Source organism: Flavobacterium sp. AJR, assembly GCF_002156885.1.
Lineage (GTDB): Bacteria > Bacteroidota > Bacteroidia > Flavobacteriales > Flavobacteriaceae > Flavobacterium.
Genome location: NZ_NCWQ01000050.1, coordinates 18,712 through 35,104, shown reverse-complemented (window position 1 = coordinate 35,104; position 16,393 = coordinate 18,712). Strand labels below are relative to the sequence as shown.

Sequence of the window (16,393 nt, the reverse complement as noted above, 5' to 3'; positions counted from 1 at the left end):
AAATAAAAAGCTTTAAGAGGTTTTTTAAATTTATTTTTAAGATAAAATTGAAGCACTTTTATTGCTAGTATTAAGTTAATGATGAAAAGAGGCAAGTGAAAAAAATATGATAGTATAACTTTTGATCCTCTAATATAAGTACCATAACTATTAATTCTATTATCTATCATAATAATTTCCAAAATTAGAAGGATTATTAGAATAGTAAATGAAATGTAGGAAGTTCTTAGTGTTTTATTTTTCATATAGTTAAATTCCAACCACTTTTGCTTGAATATATACAAATATAACATTGATTTACAATCAGTGTTTACAATAAGAATTAAAATAAAAAATTCCCGTTCGCTAAAACAGGAATTTATGTAGGTCATAATTGTTCAATCAGTTCTTGAATATTTATCCTATTCATATAATTGGTATCAACAAATTTATAAGTAATAAGATAATCTGTATCGATAACAAAAACCGCAGGAATAGGTAATTCGTTGTTATCGTTCTCATTATAGTTAGATAACTCTATTCCTAGACTCTTATAAGTGGGAATTACATAATTTTGAAGTTTAAAGGAAATGCCAAGTTGTTTAGCCAAAGCATTGTCTTTGTCCGTTAATAACTCAAAATCTAGTTGGTGATTATTCTTTAATTCTTTGCTATAATCAGGTTTTTGCGGAGAGATTACTACCAATTTTGCTTTTTTGTCTACAATTTGCTTTAGGTTTTCCTGTAATGCTCTCAATTCTAAATTACAATACGGACACCAACTGCCTCGAAAAAAAGCGACAATCACTTTCCCGTTTTTTAGAAGCTCTTTTAATTCTATAGTTTCATCATTTGTATTTGGAAGACAGAAATCAGGAAACCGTTCGCCTATCTCGATGCTACTCTCTTCAATGCTCTGATCTTTCAATTCCTCTATGGATTTACTAAATATTTCTAAAACTTCTATCGGAAGTTGTTTTGCCAAATTTTCATTTAACTCCTCTATCTGTTGCGCTAAAATCTTCATATTTTGTTTACTATTTCCGCAAAGATTTAAAAGTTAATTCAGAACCGCAATACCGCATAAAATTGTCCTTATGGGATAAAAAAGTCAATTTTAAGAAAACAAAGGAATTAGTGATATAATAAAAAAATATCAACTGGAATTTTTAACTTTTATCCGATTGCTATGACAAAATTCACTAATGCTGAGATGGCTAGTCCAATTATAATAAGCCAATGTTTAAAAGTGTCAGCGTATGTAATAAGAACGCTTCGGAGAAAAGGATTGTGCTATTGATATACTATCTAAAATATTATCCACCACCATACATATAAATATCTTTAGTCTGAATATCTTTCTCTTTAACAAATTCAACTTTTTTCTTCATACTACCTAGCACAAAAGTTCCTATATAATTCTGAGGAGGAATCTTCATCCAAAACTTCCCTTTCAAAGTAACTGTTCCGTCATTCTTATTAATAATATACCAACTACTATCACAATCAATTAATACATAAGAATTGCCGTTGTTATATAAATAACTTTTTGCTCCGGTTCCTATATCACCTTGTATCTTGATTTCATAAATATTTTCCTTATTACAAGTTATTAGTAAATAACGATCATATTCTCTCAAAATAGGATTGCTTTTCTCAATCTTAATCTTTATATTTTTTAAACCAATCTTACCCTCACATTCTATTTTTTTTTCACAAGAAATAAAAGTTAATATTAAAAAGATAAAGTATTTTTTCATTCTAATTAAAATTTATAAAAGTTAAACCTATTGCTAAGATATACGCAACGATAGCGCTGATTTACAATCAGTGCTCACAATAAAAATTAAAAGAAATAGTTTTTGTTTGATAAAACGGAAATCATTTACTATACATTCAATTACATCTAATTTTTAAAACGTTATAAGCATAAGATAGTGTATTACTAACCTTGAAACTTGCAACCGGCACAATCTTATTTTACAACAATTTACCATTAATCATTCCATTGTATAAATCATTAATTCTAATTGGTGATATTGTTTTTTTTAATGCATTAAAAATTCCAGGCTCAGGATAAAAATATTTATCAAACTTAAAATCAGTTATATCAACATTAAATTGTTTACTATAATTACAAATAAGTTCAATCCCATCATCTCCTGTAACACCTAATTCATCTTCTATCAAAGTATCTTTCTTAATTTCTAAATGAAATTCACCGATTTCTCCTCTGATAAAAGAAATAAGCATTTCAAATTTTAAATCTTCCATTTTGTTTTTGTTATAAGCTAGAACAGAACTGTTTGTTAATACTATCGCCTCAATAATGCAATAACAACTCAAGGTTTTACTTTTTAAACTTGATTGTTCAGATATACGCAACGATAGCACTGGTTTACAATCAGTGTCCACAATCAAAATTAAACTAAAATTTCGTTAGCTAAAATGAGATTTTAAACTAAGTCAAGATTGTTTAATGTGATTCCCTTTGTGGGTGCGAAGTCTGGCGACATTCGCACAGCACTTCGGAGAGCGGGTTTATCAATGTCTTTTAGTTTTTAAAAACAAGAACTACACTATTGAGGCATTACCTAATTGAACTTATTATTATTTACTTGTATGGACTCTTTTCCTTTTTGTGTTGTTGTTGCCCAAAATAGTTCATTCGGAAGTGGTAATTCATAGTTTAACTTTGACCATCTTAAATCAATTTCTTTAATAAATTTAGAAATATCATCATCTGAATCATAATAATATGATTCAAATTCAGTTTCACTTACATAGTAAACATCTATTAATTTTTCGTGCATTAATTCTTGTAGTATTTTTAATGTAAAAAATATTTTACTTTCCTTACTTACAATACTATCAAATTCACCTAATACTGAAATCATCATATCCGCAAAAATATAATCATCTTCTCCAAAAACCAAAATTTTATCTTTAATATAATCCCAATCCATAGTTTTAGTAATTAAATCTTCACTCATTCTGGGATTCAATAAATTCTAATGTTTAATAATTTAAAACCCTTTTGTAGAAAAGTTACGCAATTAAATGATACACCGATTTCTCAGATATCCGCAAAGATAGCGTTGAATTAAAATCAGTGCCCGCAATCAAAATTAAACTAAAATTTCGTTAGATAAAACGAGAATTTAAACTAAATCAAAATTGTTTTATGTCATTCTCTTTGTAGGTGCGAAGTCAGGAGATATCCATACATCGTTTTATTAGAATGCTTCGGAGAATGAGGAACGTTTTACTCCATTTTCAATAATACGAAAATAGAAGTACTTTAATTATTTTCCTAATTATCAATGTATAAAAACTTGCAGATAAAACAATAAAAATTACCTTTGCTTACCAAATGAAAATTTTGAACAACATATTACATTTAGCTTTTTTCAGCACTTATTATTATAGAATAGTATCTGCTCGGAAAGATTATGTATATATGTCAAAGTAAATCAATAAGAAAAAAGACTTTAATTATATAACCTAAAGCCCGAGCATCTGCTCGGGCTTTTTTATTTAAAAAAAATGGAAACAATAAAGAAATTAAAAGAAAACGTAGAAATCATTCTTCCTAAAAATGGATTGGAAGAAAAAATGGAACAAGCTAAAAAAGAAAATCGAAAGCTGATCATCAAACTTGGTTTTGACCCGACTGCACCTAACTTGCATTTGGGACATGCAGTTGTTTTGAAAAAATTAAAACAATTTCAGGATTTAGGACATCAAATTGTGATTCTGGTTGGAAGTTTTACAGCAAGAATTGGTGATCCAACAGGAAAAAATAAAAGTAGAAAACCTTTATCTATCGAAGAAGTTCAGCATAATGCAGAAACTTACCTCAATCAGTTATCTCAAATAATTGACATTACAAAAGCAAAAATTGTTTTTAATTCTGATTGGTTAAACGAACTGTCATTTTCTGAGGTTATTCAGATATTATCAAAAGTTACTCTTGCTCAGTTAATGCACCGAAACGATTTTAACAAGCGCTTTACCGAAAATACACCTATAGCAATGCATGAATTGATTTACCCTATTTTACAAGGATTTGACTCTGTAAAAATTAATGCAGATATTGAAATGGGTGGTACAGATCAGCTTTTCAATTGTACGATGGGCAGACAATTGCAGGAAACTTTTGAAATGAATCCTCAAATTGTTATGTGCATGCCATTGTTGAAAGGGCTTGATGGAAAAGAGAAAATGAGTAAGTCGCTCAATAATATCATCGGATTAACAGACGAACCAAACGAAATGTTTGGAAAAACTATGTCTATTCCCGATAGTTTGATTGAAGAGTTTTTGAATTTGACCACCGATTTTTCAATTGTAGAACAGCAATTAATAAAAGAAAGACTGGCAAACGGAGAAAACCCAATGAATATCAAAAAAATAATTGCACAAAACATCATTACACAATACCATAACAAAGATGAAGCTCAAAAAGCAGAAGATTTTTTTACCAACCAATTTCAAAACAAAAATTTTCAAGAAAAAATATTTGAACCTATTTTATTTTCTTCCATTCAATTTGAAAATGGGGTAATTAGTTTGGTTGATTTATGTGTACAATTAAAAAAAGGACATACAAAATCAGCTATTAAAAGACTTATTGAAAGTGGAGCTGTCCAAATTGATAATGAAAAAATCACTGAACCTTACATACATATTGAACTAAAAGTAAAATCTAAAATTAAAATTGGGAAAAGAGATTTCTATGAGCTAAAATAATGATACTTCCTGATATCAAATTAGATATAATAAATAAAGGTTAGTGTCTTAGCACAGATACTATTTCAATCAGATTAAAAGGCTTCGGAGAGGTGGGACATTCTACTCCATAATAAAACCTCGTCAATGTTTGACGAGGTTTTATGTGTTTTCTTTTGATTGTGGGGACGAAGTCGGAGACGTTCGCACAGCGCTTCGTTTGAACACTTCGGAGAGCGGGGTAACTTTATATGTTCCACTTCCATCAAAGTCATTTTCTGAATCTGAACCTGCTAAGACTAATCCAACGTCTACCAACTTAAACTTTGAAATTATTTGTTTCCAATATATTTCATTTATCAATTCATTTTCTGAATCAACTAAATCTTCATAATTGAAATCTTTTAAAAACTCTATTAATATATCTTCTGAAATAAATACTATTAATCCTGTATCAGTCGAAAAAAAAGAGAAATCTTCTAAAATAACTTCATCATAATCTACTTTTATAATCTGATTTATATAAAAAGTACTCTCATCTGGTTTATATAGTGCAAAAGGTGTATCTGTATAAGGAAAAACCTCCTTTCTAATATCTTCTGGCAAAGAACTAGCTTTTAAAAATTCATTTTTTATATCTATCAAATAAAGAACATCAATAATATAATATTGACTGTATACATTCAATTCTAAAGATTCATTATTAATAGACACGTTTTTCATCTTTCTTTATTTTTTTATCTTCCAGGGAACATACCTAGAATGTTCTAAACCATATTGTTTTAACATCGATTCTGCTTGGTAAAATATTTGAGATGGTGTTGCATTTGGATTTGTTTTAATGAAATCCGCCCAATGCTGGTTCCACTTCCCACTACCATGTACAGAGTTTAAGTGATTTTTCGCACTCATTTGAATTGTGTAATCATCTATATTTTTAATTCCTCTACTCGCAAACCATTTTCTAAACTATTGAGAAAGGACATGATGTTTATGAAGCTTCCCAGGATTTAAGTGAACCAATTATTGCTCACTAGATCGCTCAGTTATACGCAAAGATAGTGCTGATTTTCAATCAGTGCCCGCAATCATAATTAAAAAAGATAATTCCCGTTTGCTAAAACAGGAATTATCTTTTAAGTTAAACTTATATAGTACAAATTCAAATCAACATAAGTTTTTACTTTCCCTCACTTCCAAAATAATTTTCAAACAAAACCAACTGATTAGATAACGCTTTGCTCCAATAATTTGTATCGTGTGCGCCCAGAGATTCTATATAAAAATGTTCAATTTTTTCATTTGTTAGTAGTTTATGAAAATCTCTGTTCATGTCAATCATTTGGGCATCTTCTGTACCACAATCAAATATATAAAACTGATTTGAGGCTTGCATTTGTTTCGTTTTATCAAATGTTAAGTATTGCTTTGGTAAACTTTTAAATTCGCCTAAAAATTTATCTACTTGATAATTATGGAAACTTTCTCCAAATCGATTAAAATCTAATGCGCCACATGAACTTCCTACTATCGAAAAAGTATCTGGATACGCAATTCCGATATTTGTTGCGCCATATCCACCCATACTCCATCCTAAGATTCCTCTAAACTTTCGGTTCTGGATTGTTGGATAATTAGCATCGATATAATCAACTAATTCTTTCCCGATAAAAGTTTGATATTGCGAAGATTTATCCACAGGACTATCTACATACCAACTATTAAAATTACCATTGGGTAGAACATAAATAGTCTTATTTTTTTGAGATTTGCTTACAAGATCAGGAATATCCTGCTTGTATGTTCTATCAGGATTACCGCTATAACCATGGAGTATATAAATGGTTTTATATGTTTCACCATCTACAAGATTTGGTGTAATAATTACGGTTTCAATTTCCTTATTCATCTTTTTGCTATATACATTCTTATGAATGATTTTCTGAGCAGAAATTGATACTGATAAGGCAAGTAGTCCAACTGTGGTAAGTAATGTTTTCATTTTTTTGTTTTTTATTTATAAGACAAAAGTCAGATATATAAAAAGCAAAAAAGTTTACAAATGTTGATGGATTAAAAGTTTATTTCTTTACGAATACGACTTAACTGAGTTGGCGTAATACCTAAATACGATGCAATATGATGTTGTTTTAACCTCTGGAACAAATGTTGGTTTTGGTATAACTCGATATAGCGCTGTGTAGCCGATTCCCATTTTAAGTTTATTTCTAAAGGCTCTTTTCTTACCACCCAATTTCTCTCTAGATAATTGATATGAAATAATGCTAGATCATGATGTTTTTTAACCAATTCGCGAAAAGCATTTGCAGGATAAACAATCAATTCTACATCTTCTAAGGCTATGATATTAAAATTACTGGGCTTGTCTTCAATAATTGCTGCTGTAGATGCTACAAAGTTATTCTCTTCAAAAAAGATTTTATAAATCGTATCCCCATTTTCATCAATAGTATAATAGCCAAGCAAGCCTTTCTGTACAAAATAATAATACAATGCTAAATCTCCCGCCTGAAGTATTAATTCGTTTTTCTTAAAATGTTTTACTCTACAAATACCCAACAAAGCTTGTGAAGTTTCATCGGAGATAGGATAATATAAATTGATTTGTTTTAAGAAGTCTTCCATAATTGTTTTAAATGAGTTTTATAAAATCATCCCATTTATAAGCAACAAATTTACTCATTATTGATTGACTATTTTCTCTGATAAATGATTGAATTAACTTGAATAGACGCATAAAATATGATGTTTACACAAATTCGAAACATTTATGATAAAATTTGAAAGTTCGTTTTCTAACTCCCGTCTAACTTCGCTTAATTAAAGATTTAGAACAAAAGATTATAAATAAAAATATCAAACCATGAAAAAAACCTTTAGCCTATTTTTAGCAATCACTACCGTTACCATAAGCTCCTTTGCCAAACCTAAACAAGATGATCCCTCTTTTGATTGGTTCAAAAAAACAACAGAAGTAATTCATTTTCAATTAAACAAAGCGGCTCAAACTTACAAACCAGGCAAGAACCCACGTTCAGTAAATCCTGATGGATCAGTAAGATTGGCAGGTTTAACCGATTGGACAACTGGATTTTTCCCAGGAAGTCTTTGGTACGGATATGAACTTACTGGTGACAAAATAATGGCAGAAGAAGCTAAAAAGTTTACCCTAGCTTTAGATTCTATCAGAAATATAAAAAACACCCATGATGTAGGTTTCATGCTTTACTGTTCTTACGGAAATGCTTATAGAATTACTGGTGATAAAGCTTATCTTCCTGTACTTGCCGATGGTGCTGCAAATCTTTATGCTCGCTTTAACCCAACAGTTGGAGCTATTCGTTCTTGGGATTTTGCTTGGTTACATTATCCTGTAATTATCGATAATATGATGAATCTTGAGTATTTATATTGGAGTGCCATTGAGTTTAATAAACCAGATTATGCAAAGGCAGCAAGTACTCATGCATTGACAACGATGAAAAATCACTACAGAAAAGATTATAGCTCGTATCATTTAGTCGATTATGATCAAAAAACAGGCAAAGTATTACGCAAAGGAACACATCAAGGTGTTACCGATGATTCGGCTTGGGCTCGTGGGCAAGCATGGGGACTTTATGGCTATGCTATGTGTTATGAAAACACCAAGAATCCTAAGTTTTTGCAACAAGCAGAAAATATTGCTTCTTTTATCATGAACCATCCGCGTATGCCTAAAGATAAGGTACCAGTTTGGGATTTTGATGTACATAATGCAATGGATACTGCAGAACTTGCACCAAGAGATGCTTCGGCAGCTGCAGTTATTGCATCAGCTTTACTAAATTTAAGCACTCAGGTAAAAGACGGAAAAAAATATGCCGATTATGCCGAAGACATTTTGAAATCATTATCATCAGATGCTTATTTGGCTAAACCGGGTGAAAATAGTTATTTTTTATTAAAACATAGTGTAGGTGCATTTTTGTATAATTCAGAAATTGATACACCACTTGATTACGCAGATTATTATTATTTGGAAGCTTTAAAAAGATATGCTACCATCAAAAAAATAGATTTTTCGGAAAAATCATAATTTAATAAATTAAAAATGAAGATTAAAAAATATACATTCATTTTAGCATTTATCTTACTTCTTGTGCAAAATATTTTTGCGCAAGAAGTAAAAATCAATCAATCAAGTTTTGAGAATATTAATCTTGATAGCAAAGGACTTGAAAAAGTAAAAGCATTGGTCGTTTCTAAAAAATATGAAGATGCTGCCGCTGCACTTTTAAAATATTATAGAACTCGTACTGGTGTTAAATCTCTGGATTTTAATCCTGCTGATAAAGAAAATTTAGCTGGCAAAAAGGTAAATGCTAATACATTAGAGCTTGCCAACAATATATTATTACACAAGTTTAAGCCCCATAAAGGATATCCTGCTTACGATTATGGCAAAGATATTAATTGGCAATATCGTCCGGTACAAGATCAATTAGTAACAACCTTTTTGCATCGTACAGCTTTTTGGGAACCATTAGGGATTGTATATAATAGTACTGGCGATGAGAAATATGCTCAGGAATGGGTACTCGAAGTGCGTGATTGGATCAAGAAAAACAAACAAGGCGCATATCCTGATGATAAAGATTACGCTTGGAAGGCATTTGTTGTTTCTTTTAGACTTAATCATTGGTCGGGTTATTTTAATATGTTTTTAGATTCGTCAAATTTTACGCCTGCTTTTTTAATGGAATTTTTAAACTCCTATAATGAACAGGCAAATTATGTAATGGCAAATTACACCGATATAGGTAATCATCGACTGTATGAAGCACTTCATTTAATGTATGCAGGAAGTTCATTTCCAGAATTAAAACAAGCTACAACTTGGCGTAAAAGCGGTATTGAAGTATTAAACGAAGAAATTAAAAAGCAAGTATTACCAGACGGAGTTCAGTTTGAGCTATCCCCTTCTTACCATATCGGAAGCATTAAAATATTTTTAGATGCATTGCAAATTGCCCAATTAAACGGTGCTGAAAATGAGTTTCCGGAAAGTTACCGCAATCTGGTCGAAAAAATGATTCTTGCTGTGGGCAAATATTCATTTCCGGATTATACGTTTCCTTTATATGGCAATTCGTTTTTAACAAATAAAAGTCTGATGCTCAAAAATTATGAGAAATGGGCTAAAGCTTTCCCACAAAACGAACAGATTAAATATTATGCAACAGATGGTAAATCAGGAAAACAACCTGATTATCTTTCTAGTAGTTTGCCTAATGCAGGTTTTTATGCTTTTAGAAATGGCTGGGATTTAGCAGCAACAGTAATGCAAATTAAAGTTGGGCCTCCTGCAGAGTTTCACTCACATCCAGACAATGGTAATTTTGTTCTTTGGGTAAAAGGTCGTGATTTTACTCCCGACTCAGGTAGTTTTATCTACGCCAATGTTGGTAATCAGGAAAACTCAAAAAGAGATTGGTATCGTTCTACCAAAGCACATCAAACCCTAACTATTGATAATAAAAATATCATAAATGATGCTAAAGTAATAAAGTGGCAACCAGATGGTAATCTTCAGCAGCTTTCTTATATAAATCCTAGTTACAAGGATTTAGATCATCAGAGAACCTTTCTTTTTATAGACAAAACTTTTTTTGTAATTATAGACAGAGCAATAGGGAGCGCTACAGGTAATTTAGGAATTCATTATAATCTAAAAGAAGATAGTAAAGCCACTTTTAATGCTTCAACCAATAGCATTATTACTAATTATAACGATGGTAATAATCTCTTGATTCAAGTGTTAGATAAAGATAAAGTAAGCCTAAAAGAAGAATCTGGTTTTGTATCGTACCAATATCAAAAAGAAACTAGCCGTCCGGCTTTTGTTTTCGAAAAAAATAAAAGCGATACTACAACTCAAGGTTTTATTTCGATACTATATCCATACAATGGTACTACTGCACCAGTTGTAAAAATCATCGAAAATACAGCACATAATCTATCTAAAGGAATAATTGATATAATACTAACTATTGATAATAAAACTAGTCATATTAAAGAAAATTTAAACTTCTAAAAAAATATAAAAACTTGATTTAAAATTAAACAATGAAATACCTTTATAAGTAAACTATTTTGATGTGGTTGATGAGTTAAAGTTGATGACGGATGAATGGCTAAGAATACAGAAAATAATAAATGAAACTATTTAATAAATAATCTTATGCGTAAAAAATTATTTTTATCCGGATGGCTAATTGCCATAGTATTCAACTTTTCGTACGCTCAAATGAGTGATATAAATAGCATTAAAACAAAATATAGAAATTGGCTCACGGGTGAAAATCTTGATTATTCGAAAACACAAGTTAATGAGAGATACAGCCGATTCCTGAGCAACGGAATTGCTGCCAAAAATCTATCTGCGTATAATTTTGCTAATCCGGGACCAGTTTGGAATTTTACTGTAAGTGCAGATCAAAATGCCTATCAGGTACTTGTAGAACAAAAACTAATTAGACTCGTATTTTTATATCAGTTAAAAGGTTCAAGTACCACTCCTAATCCAGATTATCATAGTCCGGCACTTAGAGATATAATCCTAAGTCTTTTTAATTATATGAAAGCAAAAGGGATAAGTAGTACAACCAATTTTGATTACGTTTCAATTCCTGCTACCGAAGAGATTATTACCAGTGGTCATGGTGTATGCCTGCGTTCTTCGGGATATGCAACAGCAATTTTCTTAATGAAAGACGAACTAGTTACAGCAGGAGAATTTACGCATCATATGGGAGCACTTAATGCGCTTACCGCTTTTATAGCACCAGAATTTCAACCGTTTAATTTTACTAATCCAGGTTTTAATACAGATGTTATTCGTTCGTCAGTTCAACAACGACTTTGCTATGTCTTAGCTCAGGATGATTCAGACAATTCCAGACTTGCCAATATGGATTTTCTAAAAAGGTTTATTAATAATGCCTTAAAAATCGGCAATGGATGGAACGATTGTATTAAACCCGATTTTATTACCTATCATCACAGAGGAGCATATTCTAATACTTATGGTGTAGAGGCTTTACAGCAATCCTCTATCATGAATATGATGCTGAAAAATTCGGCGTATGAATTAAATACAGATGCACAAAGCAATTTAAAAAGTGCTATTTTAAACTATAGTAAATTCAGTAAAGATTTCGAAATGCCTTTAGGACTTGCCGGAAGATTCCCTACTAATACTGATGCAATAAATGATTTAAGACAAGCTTTGGCATTTTTATATGTAACAGATCCTGCTAGTAATCAAGATGCAGGAAGAGAGTTTGTCCGACTTTGGGATATATCTGTAACTGCTAATACTGCTTTGTTAAGACAGAATGCCTTATCGATTACCATGATTTATACACCTAGTGGTGTAATGGATATTTTGCAAACTTTAAACTCAGGACTTACTCCTCTTCCCGAAATAACCGAAGCACAGTTTAGTTTTCCGTATGCGGGATTAAGCGTACATAAGTATAACGGATTTCAGGTAAGTGCAAAAGGAACAAGCAAGCATATTTGGCATTTTGAGAATTCGAGTACCGAAAATGTTTTTGGAAGATATACTTCTGCAGGAGCTTTGGAGTTACTTACAAAAGGAAGCCAAATGACCCGTGCTACAAATGGTTATATAGAAAATGGCTGGGATTGGTCGCACGTACCTGGAACTACAGTAGCATATCTTCCGTTAAGTATACTCGCAATTGGTACAATGAGAGAAATGAACGGAAAGTCTTTTCTGGCTCATGCATCTCTTGATAACAATGGAGTTTTTGGTATGGATTATAGAGATTTTAATTCCGCAACAGGAATGACAGCCTTAAAATCTAATTTCTTTTTTAAAGATATCATACTTTGTTTAGGTTCTAATATTCAGGACACAAACGGAACCTTTCCTATTCATACTACTTTGTTTCAAACTGCTCTGGCAGATACCAACACTCCTACTTACGTAAATGGAAATTCTGCTACAGGAACTAGTTTTACGATTACACAAACTGGCGGTGATTTTTGGGCAACCGATGCAATTGGAAATGGTTATGTAATTCCTGCAAATCCTAGCAATACTGAAGCTATTACAGTTACCAGATCAGCACAAATCTCTCGTAATAATGCCAATACGGTTAATACTACAGGTAATTTTGCTACAGCATATATAAATCATGGTATTGCTCCTACGGCAGGGAAATTTCAGTATGCAATTGTAATGCAAGGTGGTCAAACAGTGACACAACAACTGGCTAATAATTTTGATTCTTATTTTAAAATTCATCAACAAAATAATCAGGCGCATATTGTTGAGTATGTACCAGATGCCATATTTAGTTACGTTATTTTTAACCCAACGACTGTATTTGCTTATGATGCTGTGATAAGTGTAAATAAACCAGCTATAGTAATGACTCAAAAAACAGATGGAGGAAATAAATTAAAAGTAAGTCTTACGAATCCAAATCTGGGGTTATTATCAGCTACCGAAACTTATAAATGGAGCCAGATTAGTGGTCAAAACGCAATACTAAACAGAGAACCACAAACTGATGTTGTTACACTTACTATTGCAGGTAATTGGGTTTTAGTATCGCCAACAAATAATGTAACAGCGGCTATTAATGGTACTAATACCGATATTAGTTTTAGTACTATTAACGGTTTAACTATACAAACAGAATTGATAAACTCATCTCTAGGAACTAACAATCCTAAAGACGAAGATGCAAACGGATTAAAAGTAATTGTTGCTCCCAACCCAACGCAAACAGACTTTAAGATAAACGTAAAAGGAAATTCTACACAAGGAATTTATGTACTTGTATTTGATGCTTTAGGAAGAAAAATAAAGACTTTAAAAGCCGATTATAATCAAACAATTGTACTAGGGAGTGATCTTAATTCAGGAATATATTTTGCCGAAATACATCAGGGTAACAATAAAAGAACAGTAAAACTGATAAAACAATAAATAAAAACATTAATCAATTTAATGAATAAATAAAGACATTAAGAAGCTATTTTTGACGTAAAATATCAATATAAATAGCTACTTAATTATTACAGAAATTAAATCTATTTAATTAAAAACCAATGATAAATTTAAAAAGAACAGCAGCATTATTTTTTATGCTAATGACATTTTGCTTAACCCATGCACAAGAAGCTCCTATTACTAAGGCAAGTTTTGACAACATTAATCTTGCCTATCCGGGTTTAGAAAAAGTAAACAAACTTTTTACTGAAGCAAAGTATGATGATGCAGCCAAAGAATTACTTACCTATTACCGCAATCGTAAAAACATCAAACATCCTGATTTTAATGTTGGTGATGAAGCCCGTTTTAGAGGAAAAGATATTGGCAAAGCCAATCAGGAAAAAGCAGACAATGCCTTATTACATAAATTTCAGCCGCATAAAGGATATGGATTTTTTGACTATGGCAAAGATATCGATTGGGATTATTGGCCTATAAAAGACAATGAGATTCGTTGGCAATTACACCGCGTAACCTGGTGGCAATCTATGGGAATGGCATATCGTGTAAGCGGAGATGAGAAATATGCCAAAGAATGGGTTTTCCAGTTTCGTGATTGGGAAAAGAAGAATTATTTAGGAAGATCTAAAGGAAATGATAGTATCGCTTGGCGTCCGTTAGAAGTTTCTGAGCGTATACAGAGTTTCCCAGGAACGTTTAATTTATTTGTAGTTTCGCCAAACTTTACTCCAGCATTCTTATTAGAATTCTTAAATAGCTTTAATAAGCAAACAGCTTATATCCCTAAACATTATAGTAAAGAAGGAAATCATTTATTGTTTGAAGCACAGCGTGTATTAGGCGCAGGAGCATTTTTTCCTGAATTTAAACAAGCTGAAGAATGGCGCAAAAGTGGTATCGAAATCCTGAACCGCGAAATAAAACTGCAAGTATTTGCCGATGGTGTACAATGGGAACTTTCACCAACGTATCATGTAGGTTGTATCGAAATTTTTACAAAAGCATATAATTCTGCAAAAATGGCGGGTGTAGAAAAAGAATTTCCAGAATCCTACATTAAAACAATCGAAAAGATGGTTTATGTTACAGCCAATATATCTTTTCCTGACTATAACTATCCTATGTTTGGTGATACTTGGGTAGTCGATAAAAAAGTAAGAATAAAACAATTTTCAAGTTGGTCAAAAATGTTCCCTCAAGATGGGCTTATCGAATATTATGCTACAGAAGGAGCATCGGGTAAACTACCTGATTATCTATCAAATGCATTCCCAAATGGAGGTTTTTACACGTTTAGAAACGGATGGGATAATAAAGCAACCATACTAATTTTAAAAGCTGGACCACCTGCAGAATTTCATGCACAACCTGATAACGGAACTTTTGAACTTTGGGTAAAAGGACGCAATTTTACACCAGATAGTGGTTGTTATATTTACAGCGGAGATGCCGAAGTTACCAAAATGAGAAACTGGTTCCGCCAAACAAGAGTTCATAGTACGCTTACCTTAGATAATCAGAATATGGTTATTACCAAAGCAGAGCAAAAGAAATGGAAAACGAGTAAAAACCTTGATATACTAACGTATACAAACCCTAGTTATACAAGTTTAAACCACGAGCGTAGTGTACTTTTTATCAACGAAAAATATTTTATAATAATTGATAAAGCAATAGGTAAAGCAACAGGGAATTTAGGAGTACATTTTCAGTTAAAAGAAGATAGCAAACCTGTTTATGATAAAGCTAATAATAGAGTATATACTACATATGCAGATGGTAACAACCTATTAATTCAGTCATTAAATAGTGATAAAGTTATTCTTAACGAAGAAGAAGGAAAAGTATCCTATTCATACGCAAAGGAAACAGCAAGACCAGCTTTTGCTTTCGAGAAACCAAAGAATGATGACAAAACACAACAATTTATAAGTGTTGTATATCCTTATGATGGCAATAAAGCTCCTGAAATCAGTATTAAACTAAATTCTGGTAATGATTTTGAAAAAGGAAATATAGACCTGAGTATTATTGTTGATGGTAAAAAAAGTCATATAAAAGCTAGTTTGAATGACTAAATCATTCTAATTATAAACAAGTAGTTCAATTTGTTAAAGCGTCTAGAAAGTAATTTTTAGGCGCTTTTTTATGTTTCAAACATATCTGTCAGCTAAAATGGTACGCGGATGAAATGGACTTTTTGAAATAACTATTCTATGTTTCCCCAAGTTTTAGCTACAAATAACCACAAAATTGTCATCCTGACGAAGGAAGGATCTCCGCAAGTAACTCGATATACAATGCCTATAATGGTACGCGGATGACGCGGATTTACATAAGTAAAGACGCTGATCCCGAAGCGTCGGGACGGATTTTAAAACAATCTAAATCTCCTCAGAAACTTTGTATTGTGATGAGAGAAAATCCGTTTTTATCCGCGTTTTCGCTCTAGCGAATCCGCATCATCCGCGTACTAATATGGACATTGTATATTGAGTTACTTGCGGAGATTGCTTCGCCAGTTTGCTATCGCTCGTGTCTTCCTTCGTCAGGATGACAATTTTGTGGTTATTTGGAGCTGAAAACGTAGGCAAAAAAATAGAATAGTTATTTGAAAAAAATCCGTCC

The 16,393-nt window shown here is 31.7% G+C and carries 13 protein-coding genes and 1 pseudogene; 5 read left to right on the top strand and 9 right to left on the bottom strand.

The window, feature by feature from the left end; all coding sequences use genetic code 11:
* From B8T70_RS24120 to B8T70_RS14090, 5 genes are all read right to left on the bottom strand, one after another.
* Positions 1 to 245: hypothetical protein (locus B8T70_RS24120; protein WP_207621537.1), on the bottom strand; the 245-nt coding region annotated here is incomplete at its 3' end.
* Between the two features lie 122 nt (positions 246 to 367).
* Positions 368 to 1,006 carry a peroxiredoxin-like family protein gene (locus B8T70_RS14105; RefSeq protein ID WP_086895252.1) on the bottom strand — a complete coding sequence of 213 codons (639 nt, stop codon included), beginning with the start codon at positions 1,004 to 1,006 and terminating at the stop codon, positions 368 to 370.
* Between the two features lie 289 nt (positions 1,007 to 1,295).
* The gene (locus B8T70_RS14100; RefSeq protein ID WP_086895251.1) at positions 1,296 to 1,739 is read right to left on the bottom strand and encodes a hypothetical protein; all 444 of its coding nucleotides are present in this window, start codon (positions 1,737 to 1,739) and stop codon (positions 1,296 to 1,298) included.
* 220 nt (positions 1,740 to 1,959) lie between these two features.
* On the bottom strand, positions 1,960 to 2,253 hold the full coding sequence (locus B8T70_RS14095) for a DUF1493 family protein (RefSeq protein WP_052259386.1): 294 nt from the start codon (positions 2,251 to 2,253) through the stop codon (positions 1,960 to 1,962).
* Positions 2,254 to 2,573: 320 nt separating this feature from the next.
* Positions 2,574 to 2,972, bottom strand: a complete 399-nt coding sequence (locus tag B8T70_RS14090) for a hypothetical protein (protein ID WP_039112129.1) — start codon at positions 2,970 to 2,972, stop codon at positions 2,574 to 2,576.
* A 553-nt stretch (positions 2,973 to 3,525) separates the two neighbouring features.
* Here B8T70_RS14090 and tyrS point away from each other — a divergent pair.
* Entirely contained in the window at positions 3,526 to 4,731 is a 1,206-nt protein-coding gene (gene tyrS / locus B8T70_RS14085) for a tyrosine--tRNA ligase (protein WP_086895249.1), read from the top strand.
* Between the two features lie 141 nt (positions 4,732 to 4,872).
* Here the strand turns inward: tyrS and B8T70_RS14080 are convergent, their stop codons facing one another.
* From B8T70_RS14080 to B8T70_RS14065, 4 genes and pseudogenes are all read right to left on the bottom strand, one after another.
* Positions 4,873 to 5,433 carry a hypothetical protein gene (locus B8T70_RS14080; protein ID WP_086895248.1) on the bottom strand — a complete coding sequence of 187 codons (561 nt, stop codon included), beginning with the start codon at positions 5,431 to 5,433 and terminating at the stop codon, positions 4,873 to 4,875.
* A gap of 6 nt (positions 5,434 to 5,439) precedes the next feature.
* Positions 5,440 to 5,661, bottom strand: a pseudogene (locus tag B8T70_RS14075) (DUF2380 domain-containing protein); the annotation flags it as partial.
* Positions 5,662 to 5,890: 229 nt separating this feature from the next.
* On the bottom strand, positions 5,891 to 6,712 hold the full coding sequence (locus tag B8T70_RS14070; RefSeq protein ID WP_086895246.1) for an alpha/beta hydrolase family protein: 822 nt from the start codon (positions 6,710 to 6,712) through the stop codon (positions 5,891 to 5,893).
* 71 nt (positions 6,713 to 6,783) lie between these two features.
* Positions 6,784 to 7,356 carry a Crp/Fnr family transcriptional regulator gene (locus B8T70_RS14065; protein WP_086895245.1) on the bottom strand — a complete coding sequence of 191 codons (573 nt, stop codon included), beginning with the start codon at positions 7,354 to 7,356 and terminating at the stop codon, positions 6,784 to 6,786.
* Positions 7,357 to 7,594: 238 nt separating this feature from the next.
* On the opposite strand from B8T70_RS14065, the gene B8T70_RS14060 reads away from it, so the two are divergent.
* The 4 genes from B8T70_RS14060 (at position 7,595) to hepC (B8T70_RS14045) (ending at position 15,843) form a co-directional block, all read left to right on the top strand.
* Positions 7,595 to 8,809 (top strand): glycoside hydrolase family 88 protein, encoded by a 1,215-nt coding sequence (locus B8T70_RS14060; RefSeq protein ID WP_086895244.1) that lies wholly within the window; start codon positions 7,595 to 7,597, stop codon positions 8,807 to 8,809.
* Positions 8,810 to 8,824: 15 nt separating this feature from the next.
* Complete coding sequence (gene hepC, locus B8T70_RS14055) at positions 8,825 to 10,807, top strand: heparin-sulfate lyase HepC (RefSeq protein WP_086895243.1); 1,983 nt, start codon at positions 8,825 to 8,827, stop codon at positions 10,805 to 10,807.
* 147 nt (positions 10,808 to 10,954) lie between these two features.
* Positions 10,955 to 13,738: a chondroitinase family polysaccharide lyase gene (locus tag B8T70_RS14050; RefSeq protein ID WP_086895242.1), complete on the top strand. Its 2,784-nt coding sequence runs from the start codon at positions 10,955 to 10,957 to the stop codon at positions 13,736 to 13,738.
* A gap of 122 nt (positions 13,739 to 13,860) precedes the next feature.
* Positions 13,861 to 15,843: a heparin-sulfate lyase HepC gene (gene hepC, locus B8T70_RS14045; RefSeq protein WP_086895241.1), complete on the top strand. Its 1,983-nt coding sequence runs from the start codon at positions 13,861 to 13,863 to the stop codon at positions 15,841 to 15,843.
* The last annotated feature ends 550 nt before the right edge of the window (positions 15,844 to 16,393 follow it).

Coding starts and splice junctions, on each gene's coding strand:
- B8T70_RS14080 (WP_086895248.1), bottom strand. CDS start 5,433: ATGAAAAACGTGTCTATTAATAATGAATCTTTAGAATTGAATGTATAC.
- B8T70_RS14100 (WP_086895251.1), bottom strand. CDS start 1,739: ATGAAAAAATACTTTATCTTTTTAATATTAACTTTTATTTCTTGTGAA.
- B8T70_RS14095 (WP_052259386.1), bottom strand. CDS start 2,253: ATGGAAGATTTAAAATTTGAAATGCTTATTTCTTTTATCAGAGGAGAA.
- B8T70_RS14065 (WP_086895245.1), bottom strand. CDS start 7,356: ATGGAAGACTTCTTAAAACAAATCAATTTATATTATCCTATCTCCGAT.
- B8T70_RS14070 (WP_086895246.1), bottom strand. CDS start 6,712: ATGAAAACATTACTTACCACAGTTGGACTACTTGCCTTATCAGTATCA.
- tyrS (WP_086895249.1), top strand. CDS start 3,526: ATGGAAACAATAAAGAAATTAAAAGAAAACGTAGAAATCATTCTTCCT.
- hepC (WP_086895241.1), top strand. CDS start 13,861: ATGATAAATTTAAAAAGAACAGCAGCATTATTTTTTATGCTAATGACA.
- hepC (WP_086895243.1), top strand. CDS start 8,825: ATGAAGATTAAAAAATATACATTCATTTTAGCATTTATCTTACTTCTT.
- B8T70_RS14105 (WP_086895252.1), bottom strand. CDS start 1,006: ATGAAGATTTTAGCGCAACAGATAGAGGAGTTAAATGAAAATTTGGCA.
- B8T70_RS14050 (WP_086895242.1), top strand. CDS start 10,955: ATGCGTAAAAAATTATTTTTATCCGGATGGCTAATTGCCATAGTATTC.
- B8T70_RS14090 (WP_039112129.1), bottom strand. CDS start 2,972: ATGAGTGAAGATTTAATTACTAAAACTATGGATTGGGATTATATTAAA.
- B8T70_RS14060 (WP_086895244.1), top strand. CDS start 7,595: ATGAAAAAAACCTTTAGCCTATTTTTAGCAATCACTACCGTTACCATA.